Below are 13,734 nucleotides of genomic sequence, written 5' to 3'. Positions count from 1 at the left end.
CGGATCACGTCGACGAAGGAGTCAGCAATGAAGGCACTGGTGTATCACGGTCCCGGCATGAAGGCGTGGGAAGACGTGCCTGACCCCACAATCGGCGGATCGGCCGACGCGATCGTGCGCGTGGACATGACCACGATCTGCGGCACGGACCTGCACATCCTCAAGGGCGACGTGGCGACTGTGGCGGAGGGCCGCATCCTCGGGCATGAGGCTGTGGGCACGATCGTGGAGATCGGCACCGCCGTGCAGACCCTCGCGGTGGGCGACCGGGTCATCGTCTCCTGCATCAAGTCCTGCGGGCACTGCGTGAATTGCAAGACCGGGCTGTACTCGCACTGCCTGGGCGACGAGGGGGCGTCCGGCATCGGCTGGGTCTTCGGCCACCTCATCGACGGCACCCAAGCCGAATACGTGCGGGTTCCCTACGCCGAGAACTCGCTGCACCGGGTGCCGGCCGGGGTCACCGACGAGGAGGCCGTCATGCTCTCCGACATCCTGCCGACCGGGTTCGAGATCGGCGTGCAGTACGGCCGGGTCAAGCCGGGCGATGTGGTGGCCGTGATCGGCGCCGGGCCGGTCGGCCTCGCCGCCATCACCACGGCCGGGCTCTACGGCGCCGGAACGGTCATCGCCATCGACACCGACGAGAACCGGCTGGAGCAGGCCCGCCTGTTCGGGGCGACGGACGTGGTCGTCTCCGGCGGCCCCGACTGGAAGCAGCAGGTGCTGGCGTTGACCGACGGAGCCGGCGTCGACGTCGCCATCGAGGCGGTCGGCATCCCGGCCACCTTCAGCATGGCGCTCGAGGTGGTGCGCCCCGGCGGCAATGTGGCCAACGTGGGCGTGCACAGCAAGCCGGTCGAGCTCCATCTGGAGGACCTGTGGATCCAGAACATCAACATCAGCATGGGGTTGGTCAATACCAACACCACGCCCATGCTGCTGAAGCTCGTCGCGCAGAAGAAGATCCCAGCCGACAAGTTGGCCACGCATCGGTTCCGGATGGACCAGATCCTCGAGGCGTACGACACCTTCTCCCGCGCGGCGGAAACCAAGGCGCTGAAAGTCGTGATCAGCCGGTAGCGTGCGCCGACCCGGGCGGCGCTCGGTACGCTGGACCCATGACTTCTGGACACTCCGGTGACGACAACCGGGACGACGCCCTGGGCTGGGCCGGCGACGACGACCCCACGCTCGTCTCCGGCGACGAGTCCGGCGAGGCCGAAAGGCCCGCCGAGCCCGATTCGGGTGCTTTCGTCACGACCGGCTCCGGCTCTGGCTCCGGCTCTGGCTCTGAAACCGACATCGCGGCGGATGCCGACACCGGTTCCGTCGCGCCGCCGGAGGGATGGACCGTGGCCGGTCCGGCATCCGCTGTCGCGGCGAAGGCGGCGGCCGACGCCGCCGTGACCCGCACGGCCACGAGTTCCCTGGCGCTCGTCTCGCTCGGAATCTTTGGCGGAATATATCTGCTCTACACGGTGGGCTGGTTCATCGGCGTGGGCCGCATCCAGACCCCGCCCGCCGACGTGTTGTCCGAGTCCATGTTCTCCCTCGGTCTCTGGCTGGCCGTGGCCGCCCCCGCGGTCTGGTTCGCGGTGACGTTCTGGCTGACCAGAACGCATCCCCGAGCCCGGATCGGCTGGCTACTCCTCGGAGTCGTTCTACTCGCCCCGCTGCCGTTCATCTCCGGACCGGGGGTCATCGCATGACCGATTCACCGGTGACCACGCCCGCGGCCGTCCCCTCATCCCGGCGGCGCACCCCGCGCTGGCTGTCGACGGGCATCGCGATCCTGTTCGGCCTCTTCTATGCCTACGACATTTGGGAGGGCGTCGGCAACCTCGTCGGCCTCAACATCCTGGCTCGAAGCCTCGACACCCAGCTGAGCGGACTCGGCATTTTCGTGCTCCTCGTCGGCATCCTGGGCCCGCTCCTCGTCTTCGTGCTTGCCGCATGGATCGGGCGCTCACGCGGACCCGCCGCGCAGGTTGCCCTGCTCCTGGCCGGCCTGGGTCTGAACGCCGCGATCGCCGCCAACATCTTCACCCTCGGCGCGGGCAGCCTGCTCGCCTAGCCCGGCCTGCTCGCCTGGCCCTGCCGCACGCTGTCCCGAACGAATTCGACGGAGATTTTGGCTCTCCTGCTCTCTCCGTGGGTGTTTGACTCAAAATCTCCGTCGCATGGGTTCGACACCGGGCAGGGCGCTCCGCCTGTGGTGCACGGCGTCGCCTAGCGCTCAGGCGATCGCGACGACGATCAGCCCCATCAGCACGAGCTGCCCGGCCAGCCGCGGCACGAGGGGGATGGCGGCCACGCCGAAGCGGTCCGGGTAGCGCGCGGCGAAGGCGTTGGCGGGGAAGATCGCGGCCAGGAACACGATCAGGCAGACGCCGGCCGTCACCATCGTGGGTGGATACAGCAGCCCGAACCCGCCCGCGATCTCGCAGACCCCGGTGAGGATGACGAGGTTGTCGGGGCTGAGCATTCCGGTCGTTCGCAGCCGTGGCGGGATCATCGCACTCATCGTGCGCGCCACCCTCGGCACGAAATGTGTGATGCCGGCGCCGATGAAAACCACCGCCAGCACGATGCGCACGGCGAACTGGAGGTCGGGGAATGTAACGCTGCTCATGGCTCTATTCTCCAGCCGATAGAGTGTTTTCATATCTGGCGCCCCACGGTCGCGGCGCAAGCCATGTTTTTCTGCTGTAATCGGAGGATCCGTTTTCGTGTCAAAACCTGTTGTCCTAATCGCTGAAGAATTATCGCCTGCCACCGTCGACGCCCTCGGGCCCGACTTCGAGGTTCGCTCCGTAGACGGCACCGACCGGGTCGCGCTACTCGCCGAACTGGCCACGGCGCATGCCGTGCTGGTGCGCTCCGCCACGAAGGTGGACGCGGAGGCAATCGCCGCCGCACCGTTACTGAAGGTCATCGCCCGCGCGGGCGTCGGCCTCGACAACGTCGACATTAAAGCGGCCACGGCTGCGGGCGTCATGGTCGTCAATGCCCCGACGTCCAATATTATTTCGGCCGCAGAACTGACCGTCGGGCACATCATCAGCCTGGCCCGTCACATCCCGGCCGCCCACGGCGCGCTGGCGCAGGGGCAGTGGAAGCGCTCCAAGTACACCGGCGTCGAGCTCTACGAAAAGACCATCGGCATCATCGGCCTCGGCCGCATCGGTGCCCTCATCGCGGCGCGGATGCAGGCCTTCGGCACGAACATCATCGCCTATGACCCCTACATCACCTCCGCCCGCGCCCAGCAGCTCGGCGTGGTGCCGGTCAGCCTCGATGAGCTCCTCGCGCAGTCGGACTTCATCACCATTCACATGCCCAAGACGCCCGAGACCAACGGCATGATCGGCGCCGAACAGTTCAAGCTGATGAAGCCCACCGCGTTCGTCGTGAACGTGGCCCGCGGCGGCCTCATCAACGAGGACGACCTCTACGACGCCCTCACGGCCGGCACGATCGCCGGCGCCGGCCTCGATGTGTTCGTCAGCGAGCCGCCGACCGGGTCGAAGCTGCTCGGCCTCAACAACATCATCACCACGCCTCACCTCGGCGCCTCCACGGACGAAGCCCAGGAAAAGGCCGGCGTCTCCGTCGCCAAGTCCGTTCGCCTCGCCCTGTCGGGGGAGCTCGTCCCCGACGCGGTCAACGTCGCCGGAGGCGTTATCGACCCCTACGTGCGCCCCGGCATCCCGCTGGTGGAGAAGCTCGGCCAGGTCTTCTCCGGTCTCGGCGCCCACAGCCCGCTGACCAGCGTCGACGTCGAGGTGCGCGGCGAGCTCGCCGACTATGACGTGAGCGTGCTCCGGCTCGCCGCGCTCAAGGGCATTTTCACCAATGTCGTCAGCGAGACCGTGTCCTACGTCAACGCGCCGTTGCTCGCCGAGCAGCGCGGCGTCGCGGTGCGCATGATCACCGACAAGGAGTCGCCGGAGTACCGCAACGTCATCACGCTGCGTGGCGCCCTCGCGGACGGCTCGCAGGTCTCGGTGTCCGGCACCCTGACCGGCACCAAGCAAATCGAGAAGATCGTCGAGATCAACGGCTACGACGTCGAGGTTCCGTTCGACGACCACCTGATCGTGATGCTCTACACGGACCGTCCGGGAATCGTGGCCGTCTACGGCCGCGAGTTCGGCGACGCCCAGATCAACATCGCGGGCATGCAGATCGCCCGCCACGTGGCCGGCGGCAAGGCCCTGAGCGTACTGACGGTCGACTCGCCCGTTCCGGCGAGCCTGCTGGCCACGGTGCGGGACGCGATCTCGGCCGAGGCCATGATCGAAATCTCCATCACCGAATAGCAGTTCCGTCGGTCATCCGGTCGATCACCGCGAGCAACCGGTCCAGCCTCGTCTTCGATGTGTCATCGACGGCAGGCTGGCCGGGGCTCGCGAGGGTGGATTCGTAGTACAGCCCGTCACTGACGAGCATGATCACCTCGGCCACGTCCGGGTCTCCCACCGCCTCCTCGATGACGCTCAGCCACTGGCGCCGAGTTGAGGCCAGGGCCGCATTGGCCAACGGATGTGCCCCCTGCGCGAGCCTGACGGCCGCACCGATCGACTGGTCGAGCACCGTCCCCTCGCTCATCGACGTGCGGATCAGGTAGTCGATCGCTCCGGCCGAGGCCGCTCGAATTTGTTCGACGTCGTCGGCGACGAGCGCGTCGAGCCGGGCCAGGAGCCCCTCCACGAGCGCGTCTTTCGACCCGAAGTGGTAGAGCAGGCCGCCCTTGGACAGGCCGGCCGCCACCGCCACCGCCTCGAGGGTGGCCGCCCGCTCGCCCTGGTCGATCAGGAGGTGCGCGAACGCGTCCAGGATGCGATCGCGCGTGGGGGAGAGGCGGGGCACGTTCCCGGTCGGGGCTGCGGTCTCAGTACTCATGGTGCTACTATACCGTCTGGACGGTTTACTTTACCGTCTGGACGGTACAGCATCCGTCCCCGGAGCCGAAAGCAGTCGTTGCCGTGTCCAATTCCGTCCGAGAAACCGCCACCGTCGTCGCCGTCAGCCGTGTGATCAGCCCCCGCCGCCGGTGGTGGGCGCTCGTCGTACTCATGCTGCCCGTGCTCCTGGTCTCGATCGACAACACGGTGCTCAACCTCGCCCTGCCGGCCATTTCCGAGGACCTGCGGCCGACGGGCACGCAGCTGCTCTGGGTGATCGACATCTACCCGCTCATGCTCGCCGGACTGCTGGTGGCCATGGGCAGCCTCGGTGACCGGATCGGGCGCCGCCGGCTGCTGCTGATCGGGTCGGCCGGGTTCGGCGCCGTCTCCGTGGTGGCCGCCTTCGCCCCGAGCGTCGAGTGGTTGATCATCGCCCGCGCCGTGCTGGGCTTCTTCGGCGCCATGCTGATGCCGCCGACGCTGTCGCTGCTGCGGTCCGTCTTCACCGACCGCAACCAGCGCCGGCTGGCGATCGCGATCTGGGCGAGCGGTTTCGCCGCCGGCAGCGCGCTCGGCCCCGTCGTGGGCGGCATTCTGCTGGAGCACTTCGCCTGGGGCTCCGTCTTCCTGCTCGCGGTGCCGCTGCTCCTGCCGCTGCTGGTTCTGGGGCCCCTGCTCGTGCCGGAGTCCCGCGACCCGAACCCCGGACGCATCGACGCCCCGAGCATCGCGCTCTCGCTGGCGGCCATGCTGCCGGTCGTCTACGGGATCAAGGCCCTGGCGGAGCACGGACCCACGCCCTTCTCGCTCGGCCCGATCGTGCTCGGACTCGCCGCAGGCGTGCTCTTCGTGCGTCGCCAGCCCCGGCTGACGCACCCGATGATCGACCTCGGGCTGTTCCGCCAGGGGGCCTTCAGCGGGGCGATCGGCGTCAACCTGCTGAGCGTCGTGGCTCTCGTCGGCGGCCTGTTCTTCGTCTCCCAGTACCTGCAACTCGTGCTGGCCCTTTCGCCTCTGGAGGCGGGGCTGGTGCTGGTGCCGGGACTGGCGGCGATGATCGTGTCCGGCCTCGTTATCGTGCCCATCGCCCGGCGCGTGCGGCCGTCGATCGTCGTTCCGGTGGCACTGCTGATCTCGGCCGTCGGCTACGCGGCCGCTGGCCTGCGCGGGGGAGACCTCGACGCGGTCGGCATCGCGCTCGTCTTCGTGGCCCTCGGGATCGGGATCGGAGCGGCCGAGACGGTCTCGAACGAACTGATCGTGGCGAACGCCCCGGCGGACAAGATGGGGGCGGCATCCGCTGTCGGCGAAACGGCCTATGAACTGGGCGCCGTGCTCGGCACGACCATCCTCGGTACCATCCTGACGGCGTCCTACCGCAGTGCGGTCGTTTTGCCGGAGGCCCTCACGGCGGCGCAGAGCGCGGCGGCGGCGGAGACCCTCGGCGGTGCGGTGGCGGTGGCCGACGGGCTGCCCACCGGTCTGGCAAACGTGCTGCTCTCATCGGCCCGCGATGCCTTCACCAGCGGAATCGGGCCCACGGCCTGGATCGGCACCATGCTGGTGCTGGCGGCGGCGTTTGTGGCGCTGGTCGCCCTGCGCAAGGCGACCTGATCACCTGATCCGCGTCGTGCCGGTGGCCGGCTTTGAACCAATTCGACGGAGATTCTTGTGAAAAAGCCCTGCTTCACCGTGTTCAGGGGCGATTCCGGCAAAATCTCCGTCGAATTCGTTCTGGAACGGTCAGGACTCATTCATGAGGAGTCACCGCCCTAGACGTCGTCGACGGATCGCTTCTGCGACGTGACCTGTTCCCCGCTCGCCGGGTCGACGGCGCTGCGGGTCGTGGTGATGCTGCTGCGCTTGCGGGTCAGCAAGACGATGCCGATGACCATGATGACGGCACCGGCGCCCATCAGGATGTAGCCGACCAGCTCGATGTCCATCCACTCGACGGTCACGTTCAGGGCGAACACCATGATGGCGCCGACGACTAGAAGGAAGATTCCCAATCCGAGACTCATGCGGAACTGCTTTCTATTGGTTGTCAGGAGTTGTCCAGCTTAGACACTCGTTGCGTCGCAGTAGGGTTTATCTACAGCCAACTTTCAGACATACGGAGTCGAATGTCCCCTCTCATCAAGCTTGCTGTCATTCCCGGCGACGGAATCGGTCCCGAGGTCGTCGCCGAAGCGGTCAAGGTTCTCGAGGCGGCCACGTCTGCCGACGACGTCACCTTCGACGCAACCTGGTTCTCCCTCGGCGCCGCACGGTTTCTGGAAACCGGCGATGTGCTGACCGATGACGACCTCGCGGCGATCGCCGGCCACGACGCCATCCTGCTCGGCGCCGTCGGCGGCGTGCCGGGGGACCCCCGTCTCGCCAACGCGAATATCGAGCGCGGCCTGCTGCTCAAGTTGCGCTTCTCGCTCGACCACTACGTGAACCTGCGCCCGAACGTTCTCTTCCCTGGCGTGCCCAGCCCGCTGGCGTCTCCGGGCACCGTCGACTTCGTCGTCGTGCGCGAGGGCACGGAGGGTCCCTACGTGGGCAACGGCGGAGCGATCCGCCAGGGCACCGCGCACGAGGTGGCTAACGAGGTCTCCGTCAACACGGCCTTCGGCGTCGAACGCGTGGTGCGCTACGCCTTCGCCCAGGCTCAGGGTCGGCCCCGCCGCCACCTCACTCTCGTGCACAAGACCAATGTGCTCGTCTTCGCCGGCAGCCTGTGGCAGCGGATCGTCACCGCCGTCGCAGCCGAATACCCCGAGGTGACCGTCGACTACCTGCACGTCGACGCGGCCACGATTTTCCTGGTTTCAAATCCGAGTAGATTTGACGTCATCGTCACGGACAACCTCTTCGGCGACATCCTCACCGATCTCGCGGCGGCAATCACCGGCGGCATCGGCCTTGCGGCCTCCGGGAACATTAACCCTGAGGGCAGGTTCCCCAGCATGTTCGAGCCGGTACACGGTTCGGCACCGGACATCGCGGGCAAACAACTGGCTGACCCCACGGCGGCCATCCTGTCGGTGGCGCTACTCCTGGAGCACTTCGGATTCACGGATGCCGCGGCCCGGGTGACTGCCGCCGTGATCGCCGACATCGTGGCCCGGGCGGCTCTCGGCACACCCCGGAGCACCAGCGCCGTGGGTGACGCCATCGTGACTCGACTGACAGACAAGGGAATCCAATGAGCCAGCCAGCGCCCCCGACGACATCCGGCACCGCCACCTTCCCGCTGAGGTTCAGCCTGACGCCGTCGACCGCGGCCCGCACGAAGATCGAGCGCGAAGAGATCCTCGTCGATCCCGGCTTCGGCAAGAAGTTCACGGACCACATGGTCGCCATCGACTGGACCCTCGACGCGGGCTGGCACAACGCCCGGGTCATGCCCTACGGTCCGCTGCACCTCGACCCGGCCTCCTCGGTGCTGCACTACGGCCAGGAGATTTTCGAGGGGCTGAAGGCCTACCGTCACGCCGACGGGTCGATCTGGACCTTCCGCCCGGAGAAGAATGCCGAGCGCCTGCGGCGCTCCGCACGCCGCCTGGCACTGCCGGAACTCTCCGAGGTCGACTTCATCGAATCGATCAGGCAGCTCGTGGCCGTAGACGGCGACTGGGTGCCCTCCGCTGCGGAGACCAGCCTTTATTTGCGCCCGTTCATGATCGCCAACGAGAGCTTCCTCGGCGTGCGGGCCGCGCACCAGGTCGGTTACTACGTGATCGCCAGCCCGGCCGGCGCCTACTTCGCCGACGGTGTGGCCCCGATCAAGATCTGGCTCTCGACCGAGTACTCCCGCGCCGGCCGCGGCGGCACCGGCGCGGCCAAATGCGGCGGCAACTACGCCGCCAGCCTGCTGCCTCAGATGCAGGCTTATGACAACGGCTGTGCCCAGGTGCTCTTTCTCGACGGGGAGACCAGCAGCCGCATCGACGAACTCGGCGGCATGAACGTGTTCTTCGTTCATGGCACCGACACGCTCGTCACCCCGCGCTTGACCGGCGCGATCCTCGAGGGCGTCACCCGCGACAGCATCATCCAGCTCGCCCGGGACCGAGGCCTGACCGTGGAGGAGCGCGACGTGACCCTCGGTGAATGGCAGGACGGTGTCGCATCCGGTGCCATCACCGAGGTGTTCGCCTGCGGCACGGCCGCCGTCGTTACCCCGATCTCGCAGCTCAAGGGCCCGAACCTCTCCATCGGCGACCCGGATGGCCCGGCCGGCCAGATCACGATGGCGCTCCGCCAGGAGCTGACCGACATTCAGTACGGCCGCCTGCCCGACCGCCACGGCTGGCTCACCCGGCTCGACGCCCCGGTGCGACCCGCGTGAAAATCGCACGGTTCAGTCACGAGGGACTCATCTCGTTCGGCATCGTCGACGACGACGACATCGTCGTTTTAAAGGGTGACCCGATGTTCGCGGGCTATGACCCGTCCGGGGAGCGCGTGGCCCTGCGCGACGTGAAACTGCTCGCCCCGGTGATCCCGCGGTCGAAGATCGTGGGCATGGCGTGGTCCTACTTCGCCGACCCGGCCGAGCAGTCTGCCGCGGCCGGCTCGCCCGGTGAGCCCAGGTTTTTCCTCAAGCCGAACACCTGCGTCGTCGGCCCCGGCGACCCGATCACCGTGCCGGCGTCCTCGGACGACGTGCACGTCGAGGGGGAGCTCGCGATCGTGATCGGCAAGATCACCCGCAACGTGTCCGTCGACGTCGCCGAGGACTCCATCTGGGGCTACACGGTAGCGAACGATGTCACCGCCCGAGATCTGCAGGAGCGCGACGGCGACCTCACGCGGGCCAAAAGTTTCGACTCGTTCTGCCCGCTCGGACCGGTCATCGACACCGAATACGATTGGACCACGCTGACCATCGAGTCCCGCATCAACGGCGAGGTCTTCCAGAAGGGCAATGCGACGCTGCTCAAGCACACCGTTGCGGAGATGATCTCCTTCGTCTCCAGCGTGTTCACCCTGCTGCCGGGCGACGTCATTCTGACGGGCGCCCCCGACCGGTCCGCCTCCGTCGTGCACGGTGACGCCGTGCAGGTCGAGATCGCCGGCATCGGCGTGCTGGCGAACCCGGTTCGGCGCGCCTGATCGTCAGGCGTCGGTCGCGGCGTGCACGGGAAACCAGGACCGGATTTGCTCCGTCGCTGTGTCCAGCAGCGCCACCGATTCGGTCGCGTTGACCCGGGCGAGCAGCATGGCGCTCATGCCGAGCGAAGCCAGGGTGCGGGCGCGGTCCGGCGCGCGGTCCGGCGCGCTTCCTCCGGCGGCGGTCCCGGCCGCCCGGAGGGCGTCCTGGAGGGTGTCCGTCAGCTCGGACCGGTAGCCCTCCACGACCTGGCGGGCCGGGTCGTCGTGCCCGGCGAGGCCTGCGGCGCAGTTCACGAGCAGGCAGCCGCGGCGCGGGGAGTCCTCCGGCAGGGCGGAGACCGCCGACCTGAGTTCGCTGAAATAGGCCAGCAGCGAGGCCCGGCCGATCCCCGGCCCGGTCAGGGTCCGCAATCTCGGGCGGATGACGGAGGCCTGGTAGTCCTCGACGGCGGCGTCGAACAGACCACGCTTGCTGCCGAAGGCGTGGTAGAGGCTGGATCGACGGAGACCGGTCGCTTCTTCGAGGTCGGCGAGCGACGTAGCCTCGAAGCCCTTGTCCCAGAACAGGTCCCTGGCCGTCTGGACGACGGCTATGCGCTCGAAACTCTGCAGCCGCCCCATGGTGTTTCCTCCGTTTTCGCTGTGAGTGGTTTTGTGTATCGTTCAGTACACAATATATTAAACCATCCGTTACAAAAAGCAGAGGAGCCGCCATGGCCTCGTCCAGCACCAGCACCCAGATCCAGCTTGTCGCCCGCCCCACCGGCTGGCCAACGGATGCCGACTTCGGCGCCATCCGCATCGACCTGCCCGAGCTGACCCCCGGTCAGGTTCGCGTGGCCAACGAGTTCGTCTCGGTCGACCCCTACATGCGCGGCCGGATGAACGACGCCAAATCCTACTCCGCCCCCTACGCCCTCAACGAGACGATGACGGGCGGGGCCGTCGGCCGCGTCGTCGCATCCGCCTCTGACGAGGTTGCCGTCGGCGACGTGGTCGTGCACCAGTTCGGCTGGCGCGACCTGGTTCAGGAGGAAGCCGCCGGCTTCCGCGTCGTCCCGGAAATCCCCGGCGTGCCTCTCTCCGCCTACCTCGGCGTGCTGGGCATGACCGCACTCACCGCCTACGTGGGCCTGCTCGAGGTGGCCCAGCTCACGGACGGCGACACCGTTTTCGTTTCCGGCGCGGCCGGGGCCGTAGGCAGCATGGTCGGCCAGATCGCCCGCCTCAAGGGCGCGAACCGCGTGATCGGTTCCGCCGGGTCGGCCGAGAAGGTTGCTGTGCTGACCGAGAAGTACGGCTTCGACGACGCCTTCAATTACAAGGACGGCGACATCGCCAAGCAGCTCGCCGCCGCGGCTCCGGACGGCATCGACGTCTACTTCGACAACGTCGGTGGCGAGCACCTCGAGGCTGCCCTGGCCAGCTTCAACGACGGCGGACGCGCCGCCCTCTGTGGCGCGATCTCCGTCTACAACAACACCGAGGCGACCGGCGGCCCGCGCAACCTGGCGAACATGATCGGTCGCGGGCTGACCCTGAAGGGCTTCATCGTGGGCAACTACATGCAGCATTTCCCCGCGTTCTCCGCCGACATGGCCGGCTGGCTCGCCGCGGGCGACGTCGTCTTCGACGAGACCGTGGTCGACGGGATCGACCACGCGGTCGACGCCTTCCTCGGCCTCATGCGCGGCGAGAACATCGGCAAGATGGTCGTCCGCACGAACGTCTGACTTTCCCGACAGCATCCATTTCACACGATCACACACTCTGGAGAACCCATGAATTCCGTACTTTTTGTCGTCAGCGCCGCTGATCACTGGACCCTCAACGACGGCAGCCTGCACCCCACCGGCTATTGGGCCGAAGAGCTCGCCGAACCGCACCGCCTGTTCACCGAGGCCGGCTGGCAGATCACCATCGCGACGCCCGGTGGCGTCGCCCCCACCATCGACGCGGGAAGCCTGGCACCCCAGGCGGCCGGCGGGGAAGACCGGGCCGCGGCCATCGTCGCCTACCTCGACACCATCGGCAGTGAACTCGACGAGCCGCGCTCGATCAGTGACATCACGGTCGCCGACTACGACGTGGTCTTCTACCCCGGCGGCCACGCCCCGATGGAGGACCTGGCCGTCGACGCCGACTCCGGACGCATCATGACCGAAGCCCTCGACTCCGGAACGATTCTCGGCGTACTCTGCCACGCCCCGGCCGCCATGCTCGCCGCCCAGCGAGCCGACGGCAGCTGGCCCTTCACCGGCTACCGCATGACCGGCTTCACCGATGAGGAGGAGACTCTCGGCGGCCTCGCCCCCAAGGCGCCGTGGCTCGTGCAGAGCCGCCTGGTCGCGCTGGGCGCCGACTTCGTCGCCGGCGCAGCCTGGGCCGAGCACCTGGAGATCGACCGCAACCTGTACACCGGCCAGAATCCGGCTTCCTCCGCTGCTCTCGCCGGCGCGATCATCACCGCCGTCACCGCACAGAAGTAGTCGAGTCGCTGCGAGACCCTGTGGCCGAGCGGCCCCTCGCGCCCGTCGAGACCTGGCTACGAACGCAGGGCGCGCAGGGCGTCGGCGACGTCGTCCTCGTCATTCCACAGGTGGAAGGCGACGCGGGCCCGCCCGGCCCTGCCCGACGCGGTGAGACCTGCCCGGGTGAGGCGGTCAAGGTCGGTGCGGTCGGCATCCGGCCAGGTCACGATCGACTGCCCGGCCGGGGCGAGCCCGAGCCCGGTGCAGAGCGCGTCGCCCAGCGCCACCGCGTGGTCGCGCACCGTCGACAGGTCGAGCCGCCCGAAGAGCTCCAGTGCGGGTTCGGCGCCCACCCAGGCGTTCCAGGCCGGGGAGACGTCAAAGCGGCGCGCATCAGCCGCGAGGTCCATGTCCGGTCCGTAACAGGAGGCCCACGGGTCCCGGCCGGCATACCAGCCCGACTGCACCGGGTGCAGCCGGGCGGCCAGCCGCTCGGCCACGGTCAGGAAGGCCACGCCGCGCGGGGCGCAGAGCCACTTGTAGCTGTGGCAGATAGAGGCGTCGAACACGGATGCGTCCACCGGCATCCACCCGACGGCCTGCGTCGTGTCGCAGAGGGTGAAGCACCCGTGAGCAAGGGCGGCGGCCACGATCCCCGCGGTATCGGCGACGGCACCGGTGGCGGACTGCACGAGCGAGAACGCCACAAGCCAGGTGTCGGCGGTGATCCCGACGGCCAGCTCGGCCAGAGGCAGGTGCCGCACGGTGACCCCGCGGTGCGCCTGGCTAAGGAACGGGAACACCATCGAGCTGAAATCGCCGTCGACGCAGAGCACCTCGGCCCCGTCGGGCACGCCCGCGGCGAGCAGGCCGGCCAGCACGGATGCCTGAGACCCGATCGCGACCCGGCTCACCGGAACAGCGACGAGTCTGGCATACGCGTGCCGGACCCGTTCGACCACGGCGGCGTACCCCGCCGCCGACGCGGTGCCCAGCGCCCAGGCGTCGGCGTCCACGCGCAGGGCCGCTTCCGTTTCCCGGGTCGGCAGCCCGAGCGTGCAGGCCGCCAGATAGCCGCGGCCGCCCCGGAACCGCTCGCGCGCCTCGCGTACGCCGATGCGGTCCGCCACCGTCGAAAGCGGCGAACGGGACGCGGAAGATTCGCTCTGGTTCATCCCTCCAGCATGCGACCGGCCTATTCATTCGACAACAGCCAGTAGCTGAGGCAATCCATAAGCATC

15 protein-coding genes are annotated in these 13,734 nt (G+C 68.0%); 10 read left to right on the top strand and 5 right to left on the bottom strand.

All coding sequences use genetic code 11. The features are described from left to right. The first annotated feature begins 27 nt into the window (after nucleotides 1-27). From E3O22_RS07875 to E3O22_RS07865, 3 genes are read left to right on the top strand one after another with little or no spacing between them, the layout of a single operon-like run. Nucleotides 28-1,083, top strand: a complete 1,056-nt coding sequence (locus E3O22_RS07875) for a zinc-dependent alcohol dehydrogenase family protein (protein ID WP_134394221.1) — start codon at nucleotides 28-30, stop codon at nucleotides 1,081-1,083. A gap of 38 nt (nucleotides 1,084-1,121) precedes the next feature. Continuing rightward, nucleotides 1,122-1,712, top strand: coding sequence for a DNA polymerase III subunit gamma/tau (locus E3O22_RS07870; RefSeq protein WP_134394220.1), 591 nt, complete (start codon nucleotides 1,122-1,124; stop codon nucleotides 1,710-1,712). Further along, the gene (locus tag E3O22_RS07865) at nucleotides 1,709-2,077 is read left to right on the top strand and encodes a hypothetical protein (RefSeq protein WP_134394219.1); all 369 of its coding nucleotides are present in this window, start codon (nucleotides 1,709-1,711) and stop codon (nucleotides 2,075-2,077) included. Before E3O22_RS07870 ends, E3O22_RS07865 begins: the two co-directional genes overlap by 4 nt. A gap of 162 nt (nucleotides 2,078-2,239) precedes the next feature. On the opposite strand, the gene E3O22_RS07860 is transcribed toward E3O22_RS07865, so the two are convergent. Beyond that, on the bottom strand, nucleotides 2,240-2,635 hold the full coding sequence (locus tag E3O22_RS07860; protein ID WP_134394218.1) for a DoxX family membrane protein: 396 nt from the start codon (nucleotides 2,633-2,635) through the stop codon (nucleotides 2,240-2,242). A gap of 97 nt (nucleotides 2,636-2,732) precedes the next feature. Between E3O22_RS07860 and serA the strand changes: the two genes are divergently transcribed. Further along, nucleotides 2,733-4,325, top strand: coding sequence for a phosphoglycerate dehydrogenase (serA, locus tag E3O22_RS07855; protein ID WP_134394217.1), 1,593 nt, complete (start codon nucleotides 2,733-2,735; stop codon nucleotides 4,323-4,325). Here the strand turns inward: serA and E3O22_RS07850 are convergent. After that, nucleotides 4,315-4,908, bottom strand: coding sequence for a TetR/AcrR family transcriptional regulator (locus E3O22_RS07850; protein WP_134394216.1), 594 nt, complete (start codon nucleotides 4,906-4,908; stop codon nucleotides 4,315-4,317). The two genes, serA and E3O22_RS07850, sit on opposite strands and share 11 nt — an antisense overlap. Nucleotides 4,909-5,039: 131 nt before the next feature. On the opposite strand from E3O22_RS07850, the gene E3O22_RS07845 reads away from it, so the two are divergent. After that, nucleotides 5,040-6,527, top strand: coding sequence for an MFS transporter (locus tag E3O22_RS07845; RefSeq protein ID WP_241976565.1), 1,488 nt, complete (start codon nucleotides 5,040-5,042; stop codon nucleotides 6,525-6,527). A 158-nt stretch (nucleotides 6,528-6,685) separates the two neighbouring features. Here the strand turns inward: E3O22_RS07845 and E3O22_RS07840 are convergent, their stop codons facing one another. After that, nucleotides 6,686-6,937, bottom strand: coding sequence for a DUF6458 family protein (locus E3O22_RS07840; RefSeq protein WP_134394215.1), 252 nt, complete (start codon nucleotides 6,935-6,937; stop codon nucleotides 6,686-6,688). Nucleotides 6,938-7,039: 102 nt separating this feature from the next. Here E3O22_RS07840 and E3O22_RS07835 point away from each other — a divergent pair, with 102 nt between their 5' ends. From E3O22_RS07835 to E3O22_RS07825, 3 genes are read left to right on the top strand one after another with little or no spacing between them, the layout of a single operon-like run. Continuing rightward, nucleotides 7,040-8,113 (top strand): 3-isopropylmalate dehydrogenase, encoded by a 1,074-nt coding sequence (locus E3O22_RS07835; RefSeq protein WP_134394214.1) that lies wholly within the window; start codon nucleotides 7,040-7,042, stop codon nucleotides 8,111-8,113. After that, nucleotides 8,110-9,255: a branched-chain amino acid aminotransferase gene (locus tag E3O22_RS07830; RefSeq protein WP_134394213.1), complete on the top strand. Its 1,146-nt coding sequence runs from the start codon at nucleotides 8,110-8,112 to the stop codon at nucleotides 9,253-9,255. The genes E3O22_RS07835 and E3O22_RS07830 overlap by 4 nt, the downstream gene beginning before the upstream one ends. Continuing rightward, nucleotides 9,252-10,022 (top strand): fumarylacetoacetate hydrolase family protein, encoded by a 771-nt coding sequence (locus E3O22_RS07825; RefSeq protein WP_134394212.1) that lies wholly within the window; start codon nucleotides 9,252-9,254, stop codon nucleotides 10,020-10,022. Before E3O22_RS07830 ends, E3O22_RS07825 begins: the two co-directional genes overlap by 4 nt. A gap of 3 nt (nucleotides 10,023-10,025) precedes the next feature. Here E3O22_RS07825 and E3O22_RS07820 read toward each other — a convergent pair whose 3' ends face one another. Then, the gene (locus E3O22_RS07820; RefSeq protein WP_134394211.1) at nucleotides 10,026-10,643 is read right to left on the bottom strand and encodes a TetR/AcrR family transcriptional regulator; all 618 of its coding nucleotides are present in this window, start codon (nucleotides 10,641-10,643) and stop codon (nucleotides 10,026-10,028) included. Between the two features lie 92 nt (nucleotides 10,644-10,735). On the opposite strand from E3O22_RS07820, the gene E3O22_RS07815 reads away from it, so the two are divergent. Both E3O22_RS07815 and E3O22_RS07810 read left to right on the top strand, forming a co-directional pair. Next, nucleotides 10,736-11,755, top strand: coding sequence for an NADP-dependent oxidoreductase (locus tag E3O22_RS07815; RefSeq protein ID WP_134394210.1), 1,020 nt, complete (start codon nucleotides 10,736-10,738; stop codon nucleotides 11,753-11,755). 48 nt (nucleotides 11,756-11,803) lie between these two features. Continuing rightward, nucleotides 11,804-12,511: a type 1 glutamine amidotransferase domain-containing protein gene (locus E3O22_RS07810; protein WP_134394209.1), complete on the top strand. Its 708-nt coding sequence runs from the start codon at nucleotides 11,804-11,806 to the stop codon at nucleotides 12,509-12,511. Nucleotides 12,512-12,567: 56 nt separating this feature from the next. Here E3O22_RS07810 and E3O22_RS07805 read toward each other — a convergent pair whose 3' ends face one another. Further along, nucleotides 12,568-13,668 carry an aminotransferase class V-fold PLP-dependent enzyme gene (locus E3O22_RS07805; protein ID WP_134394208.1) on the bottom strand — a complete coding sequence of 367 codons (1,101 nt, stop codon included), beginning with the start codon at nucleotides 13,666-13,668 and terminating at the stop codon, nucleotides 12,568-12,570. Nucleotides 13,669-13,734: the final 66 nt, after the last annotated feature.

Source organism: Cryobacterium sp. TMT2-18-2, from assembly GCF_004402245.1.
GTDB lineage: Bacteria > Actinomycetota > Actinomycetes > Actinomycetales > Microbacteriaceae > Cryobacterium > Cryobacterium sandaracinum.
This window is presented reverse-complemented; position numbering and strand designations above follow the sequence as displayed.

What these genes read in the sequence shown, in the direction of transcription:
- E3O22_RS07815 (WP_134394210.1), top strand. Translation starts at nt 10,736, where the DNA reads ATGGCCTCGTCCAGCACCAGCACCCAGATCCAGCTTGTCGCCCGCCCC.
- E3O22_RS07875 (WP_134394221.1), top strand. Translation starts at nt 28, where the DNA reads ATGAAGGCACTGGTGTATCACGGTCCCGGCATGAAGGCGTGGGAAGAC.
- E3O22_RS07810 (WP_134394209.1), top strand. Translation starts at nt 11,804, where the DNA reads ATGAATTCCGTACTTTTTGTCGTCAGCGCCGCTGATCACTGGACCCTC.
- E3O22_RS07860 (WP_134394218.1), bottom strand. Translation starts at nt 2,635, where the DNA reads ATGAGCAGCGTTACATTCCCCGACCTCCAGTTCGCCGTGCGCATCGTG.
- E3O22_RS07840 (WP_134394215.1), bottom strand. Translation starts at nt 6,937, where the DNA reads ATGAGTCTCGGATTGGGAATCTTCCTTCTAGTCGTCGGCGCCATCATG.
- E3O22_RS07870 (WP_134394220.1), top strand. Translation starts at nt 1,122, where the DNA reads ATGACTTCTGGACACTCCGGTGACGACAACCGGGACGACGCCCTGGGC.
- E3O22_RS07830 (WP_134394213.1), top strand. Translation starts at nt 8,110, where the DNA reads ATGAGCCAGCCAGCGCCCCCGACGACATCCGGCACCGCCACCTTCCCG.
- E3O22_RS07805 (WP_134394208.1), bottom strand. Translation starts at nt 13,668, where the DNA reads ATGAACCAGAGCGAATCTTCCGCGTCCCGTTCGCCGCTTTCGACGGTG.
- E3O22_RS07865 (WP_134394219.1), top strand. Translation starts at nt 1,709, where the DNA reads ATGACCGATTCACCGGTGACCACGCCCGCGGCCGTCCCCTCATCCCGG.
- E3O22_RS07850 (WP_134394216.1), bottom strand. Translation starts at nt 4,908, where the DNA reads ATGAGTACTGAGACCGCAGCCCCGACCGGGAACGTGCCCCGCCTCTCC.
- E3O22_RS07820 (WP_134394211.1), bottom strand. Translation starts at nt 10,643, where the DNA reads ATGGGGCGGCTGCAGAGTTTCGAGCGCATAGCCGTCGTCCAGACGGCC.
- E3O22_RS07835 (WP_134394214.1), top strand. Translation starts at nt 7,040, where the DNA reads ATGTCCCCTCTCATCAAGCTTGCTGTCATTCCCGGCGACGGAATCGGT.